This is a genomic window from Paraburkholderia sp. J10-1, from assembly GCF_905220165.1.
GTDB lineage: Bacteria > Pseudomonadota > Gammaproteobacteria > Burkholderiales > Burkholderiaceae > Paraburkholderia.
Genome location: NZ_CAJMYW010000001.1, coordinates 1,212,840 through 1,231,962, shown reverse-complemented (window position 1 = coordinate 1,231,962; position 19,123 = coordinate 1,212,840). Strand labels below are relative to the sequence as shown.

Genomic DNA, 19,123 nt, shown 5'->3' with positions numbered 1-19,123 from the left:
TGAATGGGTAAGCGCCAGCGCTCAAACGGCGACGGCGTGCGCCGCGCCCACCTGGCCGCCGGCCGCGGCCGTCATGATCAGTTCCTGGTTAGCCGTGGCCGCCTCGAAGATGCCGTTCTGGCGCCCCTGGTGCATGACGAGAATGCGGTCGCTCATGGCCAGCACTTCGGGCAGTTCGGACGACACCATGACAATGGCAACGCCCTGCTGCGCAAGCTGATTGATGATCGTGTAGATCTCGGCCTTGCCGCCCACGTCCACGCCGCGCGTGGGCTCGTCGAGCAGCAGCACTTTCGGCGGCTGCGCGAGCCACTTCGCGAACACGACCTTCTGCTGGTTGCCGCCCGAAAGCGCCTTGACGTCGAGTTCCGCGTCGCGCGTGCGCACGCGCAACTGCTTGATGAGGCCGTCGACAGCGCTGCGTTCCGCGCGCTCGTTCACGAAGCCTAGCGTGGCGTACTGGTCCAGATGCACGAGCGTCGCGTTTTCCCGCACCGACATGCCGAGCACGAGCCCCTGACGCTTGCGGTCTTCCGTGACGAAGCCGATACCCGCCGCGATCGCGCTGGACGCGTCGCGCACGTCGAGCGCCTTGCCGTCCAGCGTCACCGTGCCGGCGGTTTTGCGGTTCGCGCCGAACAGCGTGCGCAGAATCTCGCTGCGGCCCGCGCCCATGAGACCGGCGATACCGAGCACCTCGCCCGCGCGCACCTCGAACGTAATGCCTTCGATATGCCCTGCGTCGGCAAGACCGGCCACGCGCAAGCGCACCTCGCCCGGCGCATGGCTGCGTTTCGGGAAACGCTCGCCAATCTCGCGGCCCACCATGAGCCGCACGATCTCGTCGAAATCCGTCTCACGAATCGCGCGCTCGCCGACGAAATGCCCGTCGCGCAACACGCTGATCTTGTCGCACACGCGGAAGATCTCCTCCATGCGGTGCGAGACGTAGACGATCGCCACGCCGCTCGCCTTCAGCGACTGCATGATCTCGAACAGCGTTTCGATCTCGCGGTTCGTGAGCGCGGCGGTGGGCTCGTCCATCACGAGCACTTGTGCGTTCAGCGAAAGCGCCTTGGCAATTTCCACGAGCTGCTGCTGGCCGATCGAGAGGCGCCCCGCCTCCGTCTGCGGGTCGATACGCTGCGCGCCGACCTTGTCGAGCCACTTGCGCGCCTCTTTGCGCATGGTCGCGGTATCGACCATGCCGAAGCGGCTCGGCTCGCGGCCCAGGAACAGATTCTCCATCACCGTCAGTTGCGGGATGAGGTTCAATTCCTGGTGAATGATGGCAATGCCCGCGCGTTCGGCCTCGACCGTGCTGCGGATTTGCAGCGCGCGCCCATCGACGAGGATCTCGCCCGCGTCGGCCTGATGCACGCCGCTCAGAATCTTCATGAGCGTCGATTTGCCTGCGCCGTTCTCGCCCATCAGTGCGTGGATCTCGCCTGCCTCGATGCGGAAATCGACGCCTTCGAGCACCCGAACCGGACCGAACGCCTTGCCGATCCCCTGCATCATCACTTGCATCCTGGACCTCTCAGAAGATCACGCCCGAATGCAGGATCACATTCGCATAGGGGCTGCACTCGCCGGTGCGGATCACCGCTTTCGCCTCGCGGCAGCGGCGCTTGAACTCTTCGTGCGGCACGTTTTCCACGGCGATGTGCGCGGCCGCCATGTCGCGGCAGCGCGCCACCACGGCTGCGTTGTGCGTGTGCGCCTCGCTCGCGAACACGGCGCGCTCGGCCTTGAAGTCGGCGAGCACGCTGTCGAGCACGGCGAAGAAGTCGGGCACGCCAGCCGCGAGCGAGACGTCGATGCATTCCACGCCGTCGGGTACCGGCAGCCCGCAGTCGGCGATCACGAGGCTGTCCGTGTGGCCCATGCGGGCCAGCACGCGTGCGATGTCACGATTCAGATGTCCGTGTTTTTTCACTGCGTATCTCAGGCTTGCGTGTTCAGGAAGGCTTCGAGCTCAGCGAGCGTGGGCATGCCGCCTTGCGCACCGGCGCGCGTCACGGAAAGCGCGCCCGCAGCGTTTGCGCGCCGCACGGCCTCACCCATGCCGAGATGCCAGAACGCCGCCAGCGCGCCGTTGAAGGTGTCGCCCGCGCCAGTCGTATCGACAGCATCGACCGCGAAGCCCGGCTGATGCACGAGCGCGCCATTGGCGTCGGGGTTGGCGTCGGGGTTGGCGTCGGGGTTGGCGTCGGGGTTGGCGTAATACGCGCCATCTTTACCGTGCGTCATGGCAATGCGCACGGGCGAGCGCGCGATGACCTCGGCCCACGCGCCTTCCGGCGTTTGCAGCGCGGTCGCGAGTTCATGCTCGTTTGGCGTGAGCAGCGAGGTCAACTCGAGCAGTTCGCTGCTCAGTTCGACTGCGGGTGCGGGATTGAGAAAGAAGGCCTTGCCGTGTTCGCGGGCGCACCGCGCGGCGTGCAGCACCGTTGCGTACGGCACTTCGAGTTGCGCGAGCACGACGTCGGCCTGTGCAATCGCCGCGCTTGCGCGGTCGATGTCTTCGGGCGAAAGCTCGTGGTTCGCGCCGGGCACGACGATGATCGCGTTGTCGCCGCCCGAAAGCGTGATCGATGCAATGCCGGTCGCTTCGCGACCCGTGCTCACGTGGGCGATATCGACGCCTTCGCGCGCGAGCGTCGCTTTCATTTCGCCGCCGAAGGCGTCTGCGCCCACACAGCCGATCATCGTGACCTCGGCGCCCAGGCGCGCCGCCGCAACCGCCTGATTCGCGCCCTTGCCGCCCGGATGCGTCGAAAAATGCGTGCCGAACAGCGTTTCGCCGAGCCGGGGAAACGTGTCGGTCGTGACGACCATGTCCATGTTGATGCTGCCCACCACCACTACGCGCGCCATTGCACTCCCTTTCGACGGCTTCCCGCACCCGCGGTTTTTTGCCGTGCTAAAACGTAATCAGCTTGGGAGCGCAGTTATACCAGAGTCCTCCCGCGGGTGAAATAGACCCAGGGTATAACCGGATGCGCGGAAGACTATGTCCCTGATTATTAAGGGTCCAATGCCATAGGGAGAAGGATTCTCGGCGGGTGACCGCTGCCTGGACTAGTCTTTTGCATGCAGGTGGGTGCTTCTCGCCCACAGACACGCGCCGAGGCGGCACAGACCCAGCACTTCAGCGCGAGGAGAAAATGATGGTTAGAGATCGTGCGATGACTGGCAATGCCCTCTTCGTCGGCATCCTGCTACTGGCAGGATTGCTCTGCTCCACGTTACCTGCATATGCTCAGTCAGTTCCTCCGCCGTCCGAAGCAGCGAAACAAACTGAAGCGTTGGTCGACAAAGCCGCCGCGTTGATAGACCAAAAAGGCAAAGCCGCGTTTTCCGGGTTTAGAGTGAAAGGCAGTGAGTGGTTCCATGAGGATACCTATCTATTTGTCTATGATCTGAACGCGAATGTCTTGCTGAACCCCGCCTTCCCATCCCGTGAGGGGACGAACGTCCACGGCCAGAAAGACGCTAACGGCAAGCTGTTTCATGACGCCATGATCCGGACGGCTGAAACGACAGGGTCGGGCTGGGTCGACTACATGTTTCTACGGCCGGGGCAGACTCAGCCATCGCATAAGTGGACCTATGTGAAGGCAGTCAAGATTGACGGAGTGCCCGGTCTGGTAGGTTCGGGTTTCTATTCGGAGTAGGTTCTGGCGCGCCTGTGACCGACCGATGACCCGGGAGCGCGCCTCCAATGCGCGACTTTTATCATTGCGGCCCGTCGCTTACCGACCAGCTAACCGCCGAGACATAGGGCGCAAGCGCCAGTTCGCCGACCAGCACCTCCAGCTGGCTATCCTGTTGCCGGGACGCGAACACGACGGCGTTGACCTCGACCTGCCCGCCGGTCTTGAGTGCGTGGCTTTCCAGGCTCTGCAGCGAGAGTCCGTTGGCATCCAGACGCTGCAGCAACGTGGCCCGGATCAGGGCTTCCTGTTGCGACTGTGTGACCGCTTCGATGATGTAGTAGCGCTCGCTGCTGGGTTCAACAGGAGCATGACGGTAGATCAGGCGTGCGAGCGGTGGCAGCGCCAGGTTGCAGAGAATGATCAGCAAAGTGGCAATGAGAGCAGTGGCGAGAAATCCACTGCCGGCGATCACGCCCACTGCACCCGTGCCCCAGACTGTCGCTGCCGTGCTTAGTCCGCGCACGCTCAGACCGTCGCGTATGATGACGCCCCCTCCCAGGAAACCAATACCGGTCACGACCGGCGCGGCCATCCGCACCACTTGATCCTCGACGCCAAGGAGAAAAGGTAGCGTCGTGAACGTCGCTGCGCCCAGCGCCACAAGTGCGTGGGTGGCAATGCCTGTGAAACGTTGCCGCCACTGCCGCTCCAGGCCAATCAGCGCACCGAGGGCCAAGGCCGCAAGCAGATCAAGGGTGATTTCAACGTGCATGCCATTGCGCTCCATCTGACCTGAGCATTCACCTCGAAGGGCCGTATGCTCCATGAGAGACAGCGGTGTCATTGCGTGCAGGCCGTGTAGATGCCTCAAGGCGCACCGTCCACATGTCCCATCAATTCCACGGGTAGCGTAACACCTGATGAACGCAAGGCTGCGCTCGATGTCCGAGGGGATGCTCACGCGCGCGAGCTGGTGCCATGTCGGCAAGTGCGGCGATTCGTTGCGGACTCTCTGTTCGCCGTTAATTGTCCTGCGTGCTCACGTCAGGAAGAAACTAGATGCCGTGACTCACTGTACCTTGTCTGGCTGTGCCCGAAGCTTGTCTTTAATGGCAGTCAGGCAGTTCGTGAACTGGGTGCGAAGCCCCACCGAATTGCTGCTCGGTTCGGCAAGGCCGTCGGTTGTCACGACCCATCCGTCGGGCGTGCGAGAAACATCGAGTTCGAAGTACTCTGCCGATCCGCCATCCAGGACCACCGACTCGCGATAAGCGCCCCGTGGCGAATGAATGACCGCTTCGCAGCCCTGCTGGAGCCTGGCTGGACCATGAGAGGACAAACCGTTTGAGCCGTCGCGAACGGGGACTGCGCCGTACATGCGGAACGCCTCGAACTGCGTTGGCATCGCGGCCGTGACGAACTGGACGTCTGAGTCGGAAATGGCATTTCCGCATCCCGCGAGGACGCCGATTAAAGCGGCGAGCGTGATGCGAGCGCAATTGCCCCAAGAAGTGGACACAGAAGCGCCGCCTACCCGTAGTTTGTGCGCAAACGTTAGCGTTCTCATCTCCAACGGGTCCGCCTCGATGTAAGAATCAAGTATTACGGCGTGCGCATTGCATAAATTGATCGGGGTAAACCCTGATGATAACGGGCCAAAGAAGGTTATTCAGGACACTTGATTATCTGGCACGCGAACCGGAAGGCCCTGCGCAGCACGCGTTGCGCAGCTTGATTGCCACGTAAGTTTCGACGAACAGCATCAAACTTCGATACCGAGCGCACCAATACGCCGATACAGCGTGGCGCGCGCCATCCCGGTCTGTGCGGCGGCTTTCGCCACTTGACCGCCTGCCGCACGCAACGCATCGGTCAGAAAGCGGCGCTCGAAATCGCGCATCGCGTCGTCGTACTGCTGGCACGGCTGCGCACTGGTGTGGTCGGGCCGATCGCGCAAATCCGCCGCCGCGTCGCGCGCCTCGTTCCTGTCGCGCGCCTCGTTCCCGTCGCGCTGCCCGCGCCCGTCGCCGATGAAGCGCGCGAGCGAGCGCGCATCGATACGCTCGCTATCCGATAACAGCACCGCGCGCTCGAGCGTATTGCGCAATTCACGCACGTTGCCCGGCCAGCCATACGCGCACAGCACCGCCAGCGCATCGTTGTCGAGTTCGAGATGACCCGCGCCGCTTTCCACCGCCAGCTTGTCGAGAATCGAGTAGGCCATTGCCTCGATGTCCGCCAGGCGCTCGCGCAGCGGCGGCACGCGAATCATCAGCACGTTGAGCCGGTAATAAAGGTCCGCGCGAAAGCGGCCCTGCGCCACGAGCGCGGGCAAATCGGCCGACGTCGCCGCAATGATGCGCACGTCGGTGCGCACGATGCGATTCGACCCGAGCGGTTCGAACTCCTGCTCCTGCAAAACCCGCAGCAATTTCCCCTGCAGCGCGAGCGGCATGTCGCCGATCTCGTCGAGAAAGAGCGTGCCGCCCTGGGCCAGTTCGAACTTGCCGATACGCCCCTTGCGCTCCGCCCCCGTGTACGCGCCCGCCTCCGCGCCGAAGAACTCCAGTTCCAGCAGCGTGTCGGGAATCGCCGCGACGTTCACCGTCACAAGCGGCCCGTCCGCGCGTCCGGACGCGCCGTGTATGGCGTGCGCAAGCAGTTCCTTGCCCGTGCCCGTTTCGCCGAGCAGGAGCACCGGTGAGGCGAGACGCGCGGCCCGGCGTGCCTGACGCTTCACTTCGAGGCTTGCGGCGCTGGTGCCGATCAGGCTTGAAAAGCTGTACTTCGCGCGACGCACCTGCGCAAGCGACTGGCGCGTGCTGATCAGTTCGGCGCGCAGCCGCGCGTACTGGCTGAAAAGCGGCGACAGTCCCTTGAGTTCGTTGAACAGCACGAAGCCGACTGCGCCGATCGTTTCGCCGTTGTCGTCCTTGATCGGCAAACGCGTAACGACGATCGGATCTTTATCGGTTTCGAGAATGTCGAGCAGAATGGGCTCGCCCCCCTTCACGACGTCGCGCATCATGCTGTTCGGAATGACGCTTTCGCAATCGAGACCGATCACCGCCGCGGGATCGTCAAAGCCGAAGCGCGCCGCGTAGTGCCGGTTGATCCACACCACGCGCGCGTTGCGATCGACGATCACGGTGCCTTCGCTGAACTTGTCGAGCGATTGAAAGAGCGATTGCATCGCCAGTTTGCGCACGTGGTCGTAGTCGGCCAGCAGCGCGGTCGTTTCGATTTCCATTCGGTTCTTTTCTTCGGTCCTGGCCGCTTGTGGCCGCTGGTGGCCGCTGATGGTCCCTTGCGGCCCGTGGATTCTCATTTTCGGGACGCATTATCGCAGAACTGAGATTCTCGCGTGCGCTCCGACAATCCGGCGCTCTACGCGAGGGAGTGCGGGCGGCGGCGCGCTTCGCCGCCAAAGCCGTCTCAGTTTCGAGACACGTAGCCGTTGCAACCTTCTCCCCGCACATCCCGTACGTGTGCTGCCCCCTGACGCGCCGCTGCGCGCAAGGCTCCCCGGCCGCTGGCACATATCGTGCTCTATAGCGCGGTCGCGCCGGCTACGGTGCGCGCAAACAACAAACAGACCTGCACGAATAAACGAACTGGAGACAAGATGTCCTTTGTGATTGTGATCGCCGCTTTGGCGTTCCTGATGCTGGTCGCCTACCGCGGCTACAGCGTCATTCTCTTTGCGCCCATCGCCGCGCTAGGCGCCGTCCTGCTGATCGATCCCGCCGCCGTCGCACCGGTTTTCTCGGGCATCTTCATGGAAAAGCTGGTCGGCTTCGTCAAGCTCTACTTCCCTGTGTTCCTGCTCGGCGCGGTCTTTGGTAAGGTCATCGAACTATCCGGCTTCTCCGAAGCCATCGTGGCCGCCGCGATCCGCTACATTGGCCGTTCGCGCGCCAATGCGGTGATCGTCGCGGTCTGCGCGCTGCTCACGTATGGCGGCGTCTCGCTCTTCGTCGTGGTGTTCGCCGTGTATCCGTTCGCGGCCGAACTCTATCGCCAGAGCAACATTCCCAAGCGCCTGATGCCCGGCGCCATCGCGCTCGGCGCTTTCACGTTCACGATGGATTCACTGCCCGGTACGCCGCAGATCCAGAACATCATCCCCACCACGTTCTTCAAGACGACCGCGTGGGCCGCACCGTGGCTCGGCGTGATCGGCTCGGTCTTTATCATCGTGGTCGGTCTCACCTACCTCGAATGGCGCCGCCGCAGCGCCATGGCGAAGGGCGAAGGCTATGGCACGTCGCTCGTGAACGAACCGGAACGCGTCGAAACGGGCAATCTGCCGCATCCGGCGCTGGCCATTGCGCCGCTCGTGCTCGTTGGCGTCGCCAACTTCCTGCTGACGAAGTGGATTCCGCAGTGGTACGGCGACAGCTTCACCGTCGCGCCGGACGTGCTGCCCGGCATTCACGCACCCGTTACGGTGCCCGTTAAAAGCGTCGTGGCCATCTGGGCCGTTCAGGGCGCACTGCTGCTCGGCATTCTGCTCGTTATCGTCACGGCGTTTGGCCGCGTGAAGGAACGCTTCGCGAGCGGCACGAAAACCGCTGTGGGCGGCGCGCTGCTTGCCACGCTGAACACGGCGTCGGAGTACGGCTTCGGCGGCGTGATCTCGGCGTTGCCCGGTTTTATCGTGATCGGCAATGCGCTCAAAGCGATTCCGAATCCGCTCGTGAATGCGGCCGTGTCGGTTTCCGCGCTCGCGGGTATCACAGGCTCCGCCTCGGGCGGCATGAGCATTGCGCTCGCCGCCATGTCGGACACCTTCATCAAGACCGCTCAGGCCATGCATATTCCGATGGAAGTGCTCCACCGCGTGGTGGCCATGGCGAGCGGCGGCATGGATACGCTGCCGCACAACGGCGCGGTCATCACGCTGCTCGCGGTCACGGGCCTCACGCACCGCGAGTCGTATCGCGACATTTTCGCGGTGACCATCATCAAGACGCTCGCGGTGTTCTTCGTCATTGCCGTGTTCTATCTGACCGGCATCGTCTAACCGGCACTCATTCGAGGCTTCCTCATGCACCTCCCCGACACGCTCTCCCTCGCCGGAAAAACGGCCGTCGTCACCGGATCGACCAGCGGCATCGGTCTCGGCATTGCGACGGCGCTGGCCCGCGCTGGCGCCAATATCGTCCTGAACGGTTTCGGCGACCCCGCGCCCGCACTCGCGCAGATCGAAGCAACCGGCGTGCGCGCAGCACATCACCACGCGGACATGAGCCGCCCTGCCGAAATCGAAGCCCTCGTGGCTTTTGCGGCGAGCACGTTCGGCGGCCTCGATATTCTTGTCAACAACGCGGGCATTCAGTACGTCGAATCGATCGAGAACTTCCCGGTCGAGCGCTGGGATCAGATCATCGCGATCAATCTGAGCGCGACGTTTCACGCAACGCGTGCGGCGCTTCCCATCATGCGCGCGGCGGGTTGGGGACGCGTGATCAATATCGCTTCGGTACACGGGCTGGTGGGCTCAGTCGGCAAGTCGGCCTACGTCGCGGCCAAGCACGGCGTGATCGGGCTCACCAAGGTCGCCGCACTGGAGACGGCGCGCAGCGGCGTGACCGTCAATGCCATCTGTCCGGGCTGGGTGCTCACCCCGCTCGTGCAGAAGCAGATCGACGATCTGGCCCACCGCGAGGCAATTTCCCTCGAAGACGCCACGCTGAAACTGCTCGGCGAAAAGCAACCGTCTGGAAGCTTTGCGACGGTCGAGCAGATTGGCGGCGTAGCGGCGTTTCTGTGCTCGGCGGCGGCGAACGAGATGCGCGGCGCCGAACTCAAGGTGGACGGCGGCTGGCTCGCGCAGTAAAAGTGGCGGCGGCGCGCGAGGTCAATCGCGCGCCATGCGCCGCAGCTTCATGGCGTGCAGCCGGTGGCTGAGCCCTTTGAATACACTGCCTTCGTGCGGGTCGCCGAAGTGAAACAGCACTGTGCACCGAATGCTGGAGGGCGCGCAGGCCTGATTCGCGTGCAACGAGCGCAAACCCCAGATGAAGTAAAGATTACCCGGCTGCAACGTCACGACTTTCGCCGAAAGCCATTTCTGAACCCGCGGCAAGCGCCAGATTTTCTCAAGCAGCTTTTCCACGATTGCCTTCTCAACGATATTGGCGATCACAGAGCGCCGCGCATTGCGTAGATTCGGGAACATCACGAGGTGGCCTGCCCGCTCGCCGGGGTCATTCGGAATCAGAACCGGCAGCAAGATCGACACGGCATACGAGTCGTAGTGGAAATTGTTCGAGTGACGGATTCCTTGCTCTCCCGAAAGCACCCGCATGACCGGGAAAATCGCGTCGCTGGGCGGCGGCGTCCCCATCTTGCGCACATACAGCTGGCGCAATAACGCGTGCAGCCCCGCATCTTCGAAAAGCGGGGCAAGACAGGTGCCGCTTATCCATTGCGCTCCGTTAAAGCCGAAGTATCGGGCGCCGTTCTGCTCGACCAATTCGGTTACGCCATTGCGAAGCTTTGCGAGAATTGCGGGTGGCACGATGTCGTAGAGCACACCCACGCCGTCGTCGTCCATCAACTGGGCGAGCGCTTGCGCACCCTGCACGTCTACCTGCGCAAATTCATCAAGCTGCCGTTCATCGTTCAGCGCGTTCATTGGGGTCCCTCGCGCAGCCTGCTCGGTGTATACAGGCACACGTCAATGCAGACCGTAGACTGAGCGAAAAAACATTCGTGTTCCGTACGTCTTCGTACAGAACACCTGAACGCGTCGATTTATATGCCGGCTGGTTATTTCGGGTCGCTTACTTTTTATCTCGACATGCCAGAACCGAAGCTACCGCATACCTTCGTTAGCTATCGCTTCGCGCCTGCTCGCCAGGCGCCCCTTCCGCGACCACCGGCCAGACCAGCTGTTCGAACTGCTCTGGCGCGACAGGCCTGGAATACAAATAGCCCTGCGCGAAATCGCAGCCCATGGTCTTGAGAAAATCCCGTTGCTCGACCGTTTCCACGCCTTCGGCGATGACCTGAATGCCGAGTTTGTGTGCAAGCACCACCATCGCCTCGCATAGCACCTGGTTGTTTTCGTCCACGCTCAGGTTCTGGACAAACGAGCGATCGATTTTCAGGTAATCGATATCGAAGCGCTTGAGATAGGCAAGCGAGGAATAGCCGGTGCCGAAGTCGTCGATCGAAAGGCCGATGCCCGCAAGACGGAAATCCAGCAGCCGCTCGTCGATATTCGATTCAGCCTGCAGCAACAGACCCTCGGTAATTTCCACCACCACGCTTTGTCCCGGCACGCCCTCGCGATTGAGGTAGTCATGCCACCGCGCGCCAACCATGCTGTCCTGGCGGACCTGCACCGGCGACATGTTCACGCTGATCTGGAACGACGGATCATAGTGCTCGCGCCAGAGCCGCGCCTGTTGCACGGCTTGCCTGAACACCCAGTCGCCGATCGGAATGATGAGGCCGGTATCTTCCGCGAGCGGAATGAATTCCAGCGGGCTGATCATGCCCCGCTCGGGATGCAGCCAGCGTATCAGCGCCTCCGCTTTGCGCACTTGTCCCGTTGCAAGATCAACAACCGGCTGATAGAGCAGCCGAAGCTGATTGCGAGGAAGCGCGGCACGCAGGTCGCTGGTCAGGCGCAGGCGCGTTTGCGCCTCCAGTTGCATGTCGGGCGTGAAGTAGCTGAAGCGATTGCGTCCAGCGTTCTTGGCCGCATACATGGCCTGGTCGGCATTCTTGAACAGTGCATCGAGTTCGACGGTGTCGTCGGGGAAGACGGTCACGCCAATGCTCGCCGAAATGTAGACCTCGTCCGCGCCGAGCTTGAATGGCTCGGTCAGTTTGCGATTGATGCTGCGCACGGTCTGTTCGACCGCCTCCATGTCTTCCAGATCGGGCAGGATCACCGTGAACTCGTCGCCGCCCAGTCGCGCGACGGTGTCCAGATTGCGCACGCATGCGCTAATGCGGCGCCCGGCTTCGATCAGCAGCACGTCGCCGCGGTCGTGGCCCAGCGAGTCGTTCACTTCCTTGAAGCGATCGAGGTCGATCAGCATCAAGGCCACGCGCCTTCCCGAACGGCTCGCGAGCGCCGCCTCCTCGGTCAGACGGTCGTGAAAGAGCTGCCGGTTCGGAAGCCCCGTCAGTGCATCGAAATTGGCCTGTTTCCAGATGGTGGCCTCGAACGCCATCCGGTCGGAGAGGTCGCGCCCCACCGCGAGCACGGAACTGACATGCCCGGAACGGTCGATCTCAGGCGTAATGCGAATGTGGGTACATTGCTCCTGCCCGTCCTTTCCCGCCCACCTCAGTTCGAACTGCGCGCTTTTTCCCGTCGCGATGACATCGGCAATCTTCCGTTCGTAGACCAGCGCATTCGCGCCGCCGGGAAGCTCCGAAGGCCGCTTGCCGAGCACGCTGGCGAGATCGCATCCCGCCGAGGTGCAAAAGGCCGGATTGGCAAACGTGCGGCGCAGCTCGCGGTCATATCGCGTGATCGTATCGGGCGAGTTATCGATCAGCGTGCGCGCCTCCCGTTCGCGGGCGACGAGTTCCGCCGTTCGGTCGACGACCGTCTGCTCGAGCGTCGCATTGATTTCGTTGATCTTCTGAATCTTCTGCCTGATTGCCGCACGCATGCGCTCAAAGCGCTGCGCCAGCCGGGCCAGTTCGTCCGGCCCTCCGGCCGAAGCCGCCTCCTGCGCGCCTTCGTCCTCGACGGCGCCGGCATCCTCGCCCGTGTCGTGCATCCGGCGCACCAGGTCCTGCAACGGCGCCGAAATACTGATTGAAATAAACCAGGCAAGAAAAATGGAAAGCAGAAACCCGGAAATACCGACCACCACGATCTGGTTGCGTACGGCCTGCGCCTCCGCAGTGAGACTCTGTTCGGCAATCGTGCTGACCACGAACCAGCTCGTGCCGGGAATTCGGGCGTAAGCGGCAAGATAATGACCGCCGTGTTGCGCGGCGAAATTGACGAACCGGCTCGTTTCGCCCGATAGGCGATGGCGGACGATATCCGCGATCAGGCCGGGCTCGGGCGTGGCGCCCGGATTGGGCGACGCCGCATGATTCGGGACTACGATGATTTTGTTGTCGCTCGCGTCGAATACGTAGATCTCAGTCCCGCTGCCTGCCGCAACGTCGTTGAAGATCGTCGAAAAGTATTCGGGGCGAACGACCAGAACCAGACTGCCGATCTTCGTGTTGTCGCTCTTGTTGTAGATGGCGCGCACCATCCCCAGGTTTTGCTGCCCCACCCCATCGTCGTAGCTGCCCCAGTAGGTGCGTTCCTGCGACTCTTGCGCGAGGCCGACGAGCGCCGTCACTCCGGTAGTCAACTGCGCAAAAGCCTGGGTATCCAGAATCTGGTCTTTCTGGTCGAGCAAATACTTTTGATTGATGAAATCGACCGACCCGTAGTGCTCCAGCAGCAAACGCGTCATGTCCTCGCGCGCCTCGCTCTGCTCTCTGGCGCCGCCGCTTGCCGCTCTCGCCAGTGCGCCCTGAACGCGATCCGAAAGCACGAGAAGATTGCTTTCCGATTCGATCTGCTGCATGCGCAGCTCGACATTTCTGGAAACCTGCCGCACCACCTCTTTCGAAAAGATCTCCGCGTTTTCCTTGATCGCCGCAACCGACTTCACATAGGAAATGCAGCCCGAAATGATAATGGGCAACAGCGCCAACAGAATGAAAGCGGCAATCAGCCGATAGCGAATCTCGACGCGTCGAAGCAAATCCTGGCAGAGGTAATCGAAAGCGCGTCGCAGCGACGCGGAGATCGAATTCATTTGTAGTGCATCTTCGCTTCAGTCTTGACCGAGAGGTCCAGGCGCTGCGCAGCCTGCCTGGGCGTGATTTTCCTGAGCAGCACATCCTGCATCAATTTATGCACCAGCTCAATCGTGTTGGAAGGAAGCGACGAATAATAGGGGCTCGCCGTGACCGGATAGCGGCTGACCGCATTCGTGTACTCGACGATCTCCACGTCGCTGACCACGGTGCCCATGCCTTGCTGAAACGGCGAAACGTTGTGGCGTTTCCTCTGTAGAATCGGGAATCCCTTGCCGGCGATGAATTCCAGAAAACGCATGGCCGCAGCCTTGTTGGGCGTTTCGCAAACGGCAAAACCCGTTTCGCTGCCGAACACCGGCACAACGCGTTCACCGCGCGCGTTCCATGGCGGCACGAACACGCCCACGGAGAAATCGTTTCCATTGAGCATGAGGCCGGCGGCCCAGCTGCCCTGAAACGCCATCGCCACCTTGCCTTCCTTGAACAGGCGAATGCCCTCGTCGTAGCCCGTCGTCATGAACGACGGCTGCGCGTAACCGCGCTCGGGAATCAGGGCGATCCTCGCGAAGATATCGGCCACCTGCGGCGTGTCGAGGTTCAGCGTGCCGTCCGCCATCTTCTCTTTCCAATGCGGCTCGTGCGCGACCACATTGTTGGCGAAGCCAGATGCAAATGGCCCGTTGCCGAGCATGTTCGGAAAGCCGCCGCTCCACATCACCGGAATCATTCCCGCCTGCTTGAGCTTGGCGCATACCGCCAGGAACTCATCGAAATTCGCGGGCAGCGTATCGATACCGGCCTTGGCGAACATGGCGCGGTTGTAATAGATCATCGTCGTCGCCACACCGCCCGAAATGCCGAATCCCTTGCCGTCGCGGCTGGTCCAGTCGGACTTGAGCGGATCGAGCATGTGCTTCCATGCGGCGCTCTCGCGGACATCGGCGAGCACGCCCTGGTCGGCCAGCTCGGCCGCATAGGCGTTCGGATTAATGCTGACGAGGTCCGGCAGCGTGCCGGCCGCCACGCGTGGCTTGATGTTCTCCTCGACCGAATTGCCGACCATGAACTGCACGTTCACGTGCACGTCCGGATTGAGTTTGTCGAACTCGGCGGCGATCTGGAGCATTTCCTGCGGCCAGTCCGGCGCCCAGATCAATGCGGTGATGGTGGTCCGTGCCGGCGCGGCCTTGCTGCTCTGGGCGCTGTTCTGCTGATCGCAACCCAGGAGCAGGAGCATGCCGATCAAACCGGACAGCAGCCAGGCAAACTTGAATCCGTGCACGTAACGCTCGCTTTCAGTTCGGGAGTCGCAAACCAGGCACACAAACCCTTGACGCAGGGGAACCAGATTGCATATCGGCCAAAACCGGGCATCACTTGAGGAAACCTGTACTCGAGCGCGGCACGCGCTGACCGGCGAGCTGTTACGGACGAACGTTCATGTCCGTTAGCAAACGTTGGCGCAACGCACTGCGCTAACGTAGTTCAATAGCATTGGGTATTTTTTGCGCAGACATAGAACGGGCGTGCGCGCGTGGCGCGTCACTGCACCTCATGACGCGGCGAGCGCAATGGCTCGCCGCCTTCGCTCACTCGACTCGTTTCAGTCGAGGGACGGACTGCATTCGCGGTCGAGCGCTGCGACACGCGCGGGCCGCTCCATTGCCGCAAGCCGCTGCAACGTCACGAGGCCGAACACCGCGAGCGCGCAGCCGAGCACCAGATCGGCGCGTATGCCGGCACGGTCCACGATCGCGCCGCCCACCGACGAGCCAAGCGCGATCGCCACCTGGATCACGCTCACGAACATGGCCGACCCCGCTTCGGCCTGATCGGCTGTGCCGCGCTGAATCCACACGGAAAAGCACAGCGGAATCGCGCCGAACGCCACACCCCACATCAGCATCGCCGCGATTTCGCCAACGCGTACGTGGTCGAGCAGGATCATCGCCGAGAGCGCACACAACAGCAGCGCCGTCATCGTCGCCACGGCGAACTTCAAACGCGTGGCGACGAAAGCCGAAGTCAACGCGTTCGAGAAAAAGCCGATCACGCCGAATGCGAGCAGCAGCAGCGTGATCGCGCTCATCGTAAAGTCTTGCTGAAGCAGCGGCGCAATGAACGTGTACGTCGAAAAATGCGCGCCGAACACGAGCGCGACCATGAGCATGCTCAGGCGCACATGCGGGCGGCGCAACAGCATGACGAAATCGGCAAGACGCAATGCGGCAGCCGAAGGCAGCGACGGCACCAGCAATGCCTGAGCGATCAGCGCGAGCGCGACAAGACCGCCTGTCACGAAAAACGACATGCGCCACGAGGCAAGCCCGGCGATAAAGGTGCCGAGCGGCACGCCGATCACCGTTGCGCAGGTCACGCCGGTGAGGATGATGGCCGTTGCGCGCGCGGCGTCGCTCGTGTGCACGAGGCGCCCCGCTGCGGCCGTTGCGAGCGTCCAGAAGCCGCCGAGCGCCGCGCCGAGCATCGCGCGGCCCACGAGCATGAGCGCGAAATTCGTCGAAAGTGCGCAGACGATATCGGACGCGAGCAGCATGGCCGTGAGCAACAAAAATACGTGGCGCCGATCCATGCGCCCCGCAAACATCATGAGGCCCGGCGCGAAAATCGCGGCCATCACGCCCGGCGTGGTCACCATGAGGCCAGCGGTGCCCGGCGTCACGCCAAGCTCGCGGGCGATTTCGGTGAGCAAACCAACCGGCAGGAATTCGGACGTCACGAACGCGAATGCGCTGATTGCCACGGCAAAGACGGACAACCACTGGCGCAGTGTCGTCTCTTGAAGCGGCGCGGGCGCAAGATTGGGAGAACGGTCGTTCATGTTTCGATGACTGTTTTGAGTGCGGCAAATAATAAAAGCCATTGTTCGGCAATTTCGCACCAAAAGATGGGGAAAATCGCCGTTTAAATGGCCAATCGGGAATGGCGTTTAAATTAACATCAAAAAAAGAAACGCGTGCGGCCCGACAATTGGCGGGGTCGGCGAAAGGGTTATGAACGGAATGTGACGCGGCGTGCCGCCCACAGGCTTGCGGGGCGGAGATGATGTCATTTCAGTCCCGGAAAAATAAACGATATTTTTCCGGGGAAAAGTTAGGCGTCGATTAGTTTGAGTTTAGATCCGCGTTTGCACACCCACGCGCGCGATGAACTGATTCGGTCCACTCGATGTGCCATCGGGGTCGAGCACGGCGCTGTCATGATGCGAGCGCACGAAGCGAGCAAGACAAAAGGCGCTCAAGAAGCACGGGGTCGTGGCGGCCCCTGGGCGGCCAACGCCTGGCAGAGGGCTTCGAGCCGGGCGATATCGACGCCCTCGCCATCGCACCTCGCGAACCTGGCGCGAGCGACGCGTTCATGCGGGCCTTTCAACCGCCGGGACCGGTTCGCCCGGCGCCTTTTCGCGCTTGACGGCGTACATCGCAAGATCGGCGCGGCGCAGAACCAGATCGACGTCCAGCTCGTTCGCCGCGACCGTCGTGAAGCCGACGCTCGCCCCAACGCTCACCAGGAGCCCGGGCGCCAGTTCGAAGGGCCGCTCGATCGCTTCGGTCACGAGGCTCGCCCTTTCGCGCGGCGCCCGGTCCGCCTGAGGATCGACGATCACGAATTCGTCGCCGCCCATGCGGGCCACCCATGCGCCCGCGCTGGCCAGCATGCGCAGGCGGCTCGCGACCTGCACGAGCAGCATGTCGCCGGCCTTGTGGCCATGCGCGTCGTTGACCAGCTTGAAGCCGTCGAGATCGACGAAGAACACCGTCATGCCCGCCTTGAGGGGCGTCGCGCTCGCCGGTCCCGCCGCGCTGAAGAGGCCGTCGCGGTTCAGCAGCCCCGTGAGGGCATCGTGGCGCGCGCGATGGCTGTTTTCCCGTTCGGCCTTCATCGTCGAGATGAGCATGGCGTTCAGGTGCCGCGCGGCGGCGCTCATGGCGAACAGATAGAAGGGAATTTGCAGGAGCGAGAGCAGGAGCACCGGCTCGCCGCCCAGCAGCGCGCCGATGCAGCATGGGCCGAGCGAAAGGCAGATCATGACCGCCACGAGCCGCGGCGCCGCGAAATTGCGAAAGCAGATGCCGCCCACCATGGCGGCGGCGGAAAGGAAGGCGAGCGTGGCGGATACCCAGTCCCGGCTCATGGCGCTGACGAGCGCGCCGTAGCCCACGGTCGCGCCCCACAACGGCGCGAGGAGAATATAGACGTCGGTGGGCGTGCTCTTGCCCTCCCTCGCGCGGCGGCGCGAAAGGGTAAGAATGGCAAGCCGCACCATACAGACGACGATCTCGGCGATGAGCCAGAACTTGAACGGAAGCGTTCCATGGCGGCGTGCCAGGAGCCACGCCACGGCCACGGTATTGGACACGCCGCCGAAGAAGATCGGCAGGGTTCCGAACAAGGTGCCGACAAGGGCGACACGGATTTCGTGCGGCGTGTCCTGTCCGGGCTCGGTCAACCAACGGGCCAGCTTGCCACGCGGCAAAGAGTAGATTTCGTTGCGGGAGCTCACATGCGTCACCGTCGGTCGTACCGCGCGCCAGACGTTTTCGCCCCTCGCGCCCTGTCAAGTCCGCGTCGTACGGCCGTGCGAAAGCAACGGGCGCCGCCGCCCAACTGCGATAACGGCAGGCTGTAAGGAAAACTTTAGGAATGCGGTGGGTGAGGGGCTTTGGTTGAGCTAGCAACCAATGGGGGAAATTGGCGTGCGCATCATACGATTTACATCAGACCAGGCACGATGCGTTGAAGCAACGCGCTGCCAGAATTTTAGGGTCGGACTAGACCGCTCGCAAGGGCGCCCGGTCCAGTACATAGCGCGCAAAAAGACGCCGCCACCATGGCAAGACCCAATCCCCGGTTGCCTCCGGTAATCAGCACCGTTTGATTCTGCATCGTCTCCATCGCGCCCTCCTGTTCTCGCCGAAGCCGGTGCACACTGCAACCGGCATGCTAAAGACGGATGGGCAAACGAAAACGGATCGGTCCACTCGAAAAAAGTTATCGACTGCGCGCGACGATGCCGCTAACGGGCGACGGTGACGGTCATCTCGGATTCGTACGTGATCTTCACGTGGCTATGGTGCTTGAGGGTCTGCATCACCTCGACGAGATCGGGGCGGCTCACCCGAATGGAGCGCGCAGTGCCCGACTTGTCCACGATGGTCAGGAGGTTGAGCTTGCGGTCGACGGCTGTGACTTGCGCCACGCCGCTGAAGACGCGGAGCACCTGGAAGTTTTCGTTGTCGGCGCCGGAGGAGTGCTGCGTAATTTTTGCCGTGTGGTTCAGGCGCGTGATCGCCACGCCGTTGGCGGGCGTCAAACCGGTGACATACGGCTCCAGATAGTGGGTTGTAAGCTTGTCGCCGACCTTGACGACATCGAGCACGTCCGGATGCTCTTTCACACTGAAGCTCAGGTCGTCGCGCCCCGGCACGGTCACGACGATCAGCGCATTCTTCCGATCGATCAGACTGATCGTGCCGCTTTCCGTATCGACGGATGCCCCGGCTGGCATGGCTTCCGAAGCGGCGGAGGCCTGAGTGTCGGCGGCCAGGCAGATGGGTGCCGTGGCGGCATAAACGCCAATGGCCGCGACGCAGAGCGCAAGGCTGCGCGCGAACGACATGCACGTATTCGATCGATAG

Annotated in this window: 15 protein-coding genes; 3 read left to right on the top strand and 12 right to left on the bottom strand. The window is 62.5% G+C overall.

The window, feature by feature from the left end; translation table 11 throughout:
• Positions 1-21: 21 nt before the first annotated feature.
• From U5A65_RS05395 to U5A65_RS05385, 3 genes are read right to left on the bottom strand one after another with little or no spacing between them, the layout of a single operon-like run.
• Positions 22-1,521: a sugar ABC transporter ATP-binding protein gene (locus U5A65_RS05395; protein WP_321945676.1), complete on the bottom strand. Its 1,500-nt coding sequence runs from the start codon at positions 1,519-1,521 to the stop codon at positions 22-24.
• Positions 1,522-1,540: 19 nt separating this feature from the next.
• A complete protein-coding gene (rbsD, locus tag U5A65_RS05390; RefSeq protein ID WP_321911245.1) occupies positions 1,541-1,939 on the bottom strand; it encodes a D-ribose pyranase in 399 nt (132 codons plus the stop codon).
• 8 nt (positions 1,940-1,947) lie between these two features.
• Positions 1,948-2,880: a ribokinase gene (locus U5A65_RS05385; RefSeq protein WP_321945675.1), complete on the bottom strand. Its 933-nt coding sequence runs from the start codon at positions 2,878-2,880 to the stop codon at positions 1,948-1,950.
• 290 nt (positions 2,881-3,170) lie between these two features.
• Between U5A65_RS05385 and U5A65_RS05380 the strand changes: the two genes are divergently transcribed.
• Positions 3,171-3,680 carry a cache domain-containing protein gene (locus U5A65_RS05380; protein ID WP_321945674.1) on the top strand — a complete coding sequence of 170 codons (510 nt, stop codon included), beginning with the start codon at positions 3,171-3,173 and terminating at the stop codon, positions 3,678-3,680.
• A gap of 61 nt (positions 3,681-3,741) precedes the next feature.
• Here U5A65_RS05380 and U5A65_RS05375 read toward each other — a convergent pair whose 3' ends face one another.
• The 3 genes from U5A65_RS05375 to U5A65_RS05365 all read right to left on the bottom strand — a co-directional run bounded on the left by U5A65_RS05375 (position 3,742) and on the right by U5A65_RS05365 (position 6,912).
• Positions 3,742-4,434 carry an MgtC/SapB family protein gene (locus U5A65_RS05375; RefSeq protein ID WP_321911251.1) on the bottom strand — a complete coding sequence of 231 codons (693 nt, stop codon included), beginning with the start codon at positions 4,432-4,434 and terminating at the stop codon, positions 3,742-3,744.
• A gap of 297 nt (positions 4,435-4,731) precedes the next feature.
• Positions 4,732-5,181 (bottom strand): hypothetical protein, encoded by a 450-nt coding sequence (locus U5A65_RS05370; RefSeq protein WP_321911253.1) that lies wholly within the window; start codon positions 5,179-5,181, stop codon positions 4,732-4,734.
• Positions 5,182-5,424: 243 nt separating this feature from the next.
• Positions 5,425-6,912 (bottom strand): sigma-54 interaction domain-containing protein, encoded by a 1,488-nt coding sequence (locus U5A65_RS05365; RefSeq protein WP_321945673.1) that lies wholly within the window; start codon positions 6,910-6,912, stop codon positions 5,425-5,427.
• A 375-nt stretch (positions 6,913-7,287) separates the two neighbouring features.
• Here U5A65_RS05365 and U5A65_RS05360 point away from each other — a divergent pair, with 375 nt between their 5' ends.
• Both U5A65_RS05360 and U5A65_RS05355 read left to right on the top strand, forming a co-directional pair.
• Entirely contained in the window at positions 7,288-8,688 is a 1,401-nt protein-coding gene (locus tag U5A65_RS05360; protein ID WP_321911255.1) for a GntP family permease, read from the top strand.
• 24 nt (positions 8,689-8,712) lie between these two features.
• Complete coding sequence (locus U5A65_RS05355) at positions 8,713-9,504, top strand: 3-hydroxybutyrate dehydrogenase (RefSeq protein ID WP_321945672.1); 792 nt, start codon at positions 8,713-8,715, stop codon at positions 9,502-9,504.
• A 21-nt stretch (positions 9,505-9,525) separates the two neighbouring features.
• On the opposite strand, the gene U5A65_RS05350 is transcribed toward U5A65_RS05355, so the two are convergent.
• From U5A65_RS05350 to U5A65_RS05325, 6 genes are all read right to left on the bottom strand, one after another.
• Positions 9,526-10,305 carry a hypothetical protein gene (locus tag U5A65_RS05350; RefSeq protein ID WP_321945671.1) on the bottom strand — a complete coding sequence of 260 codons (780 nt, stop codon included), beginning with the start codon at positions 10,303-10,305 and terminating at the stop codon, positions 9,526-9,528.
• 196 nt (positions 10,306-10,501) lie between these two features.
• Complete coding sequence (locus tag U5A65_RS05345) at positions 10,502-13,462, bottom strand: EAL domain-containing protein (protein WP_321936019.1); 2,961 nt, start codon at positions 13,460-13,462, stop codon at positions 10,502-10,504.
• Positions 13,459-14,703 (bottom strand): ABC transporter substrate-binding protein, encoded by a 1,245-nt coding sequence (locus U5A65_RS05340; RefSeq protein WP_321936034.1) that lies wholly within the window; start codon positions 14,701-14,703, stop codon positions 13,459-13,461. The genes U5A65_RS05345 and U5A65_RS05340 overlap by 4 nt, the downstream gene beginning before the upstream one ends.
• 366 nt (positions 14,704-15,069) lie before the next feature.
• Positions 15,070-16,305 (bottom strand): MFS transporter, encoded by a 1,236-nt coding sequence (locus U5A65_RS05335; protein WP_321911262.1) that lies wholly within the window; start codon positions 16,303-16,305, stop codon positions 15,070-15,072.
• A 534-nt stretch (positions 16,306-16,839) separates the two neighbouring features.
• Positions 16,840-17,988: a GGDEF domain-containing protein gene (locus U5A65_RS05330; RefSeq protein ID WP_321911263.1), complete on the bottom strand. Its 1,149-nt coding sequence runs from the start codon at positions 17,986-17,988 to the stop codon at positions 16,840-16,842.
• A 513-nt stretch (positions 17,989-18,501) separates the two neighbouring features.
• The gene (locus tag U5A65_RS05325; protein ID WP_321911265.1) at positions 18,502-19,104 is read right to left on the bottom strand and encodes a hypothetical protein; all 603 of its coding nucleotides are present in this window, start codon (positions 19,102-19,104) and stop codon (positions 18,502-18,504) included.
• Positions 19,105-19,123 lie beyond the last annotated feature (19 nt).

Coding starts and splice junctions, on each gene's coding strand:
- U5A65_RS05395 (WP_321945676.1), bottom strand. CDS start 1,521: ATGATGCAGGGGATCGGCAAGGCGTTCGGTCCGGTTCGGGTGCTCGAA.
- U5A65_RS05385 (WP_321945675.1), bottom strand. CDS start 2,880: ATGGCGCGCGTAGTGGTGGTGGGCAGCATCAACATGGACATGGTCGTC.
- U5A65_RS05380 (WP_321945674.1), top strand. CDS start 3,171: ATGATGGTTAGAGATCGTGCGATGACTGGCAATGCCCTCTTCGTCGGC.
- U5A65_RS05375 (WP_321911251.1), bottom strand. CDS start 4,434: ATGCACGTTGAAATCACCCTTGATCTGCTTGCGGCCTTGGCCCTCGGT.
- U5A65_RS05365 (WP_321945673.1), bottom strand. CDS start 6,912: ATGGAAATCGAAACGACCGCGCTGCTGGCCGACTACGACCACGTGCGC.
- U5A65_RS05360 (WP_321911255.1), top strand. CDS start 7,288: ATGTCCTTTGTGATTGTGATCGCCGCTTTGGCGTTCCTGATGCTGGTC.
- U5A65_RS05355 (WP_321945672.1), top strand. CDS start 8,713: ATGCACCTCCCCGACACGCTCTCCCTCGCCGGAAAAACGGCCGTCGTC.
- U5A65_RS05350 (WP_321945671.1), bottom strand. CDS start 10,305: ATGAACGCGCTGAACGATGAACGGCAGCTTGATGAATTTGCGCAGGTA.
- U5A65_RS05345 (WP_321936019.1), bottom strand. CDS start 13,462: ATGAATTCGATCTCCGCGTCGCTGCGACGCGCTTTCGATTACCTCTGC.
- U5A65_RS05340 (WP_321936034.1), bottom strand. CDS start 14,703: ATGCTCCTGCTCCTGGGTTGCGATCAGCAGAACAGCGCCCAGAGCAGC.
- U5A65_RS05335 (WP_321911262.1), bottom strand. CDS start 16,305: ATGAACGACCGTTCTCCCAATCTTGCGCCCGCGCCGCTTCAAGAGACG.
- U5A65_RS05325 (WP_321911265.1), bottom strand. CDS start 19,104: ATGTCGTTCGCGCGCAGCCTTGCGCTCTGCGTCGCGGCCATTGGCGTT.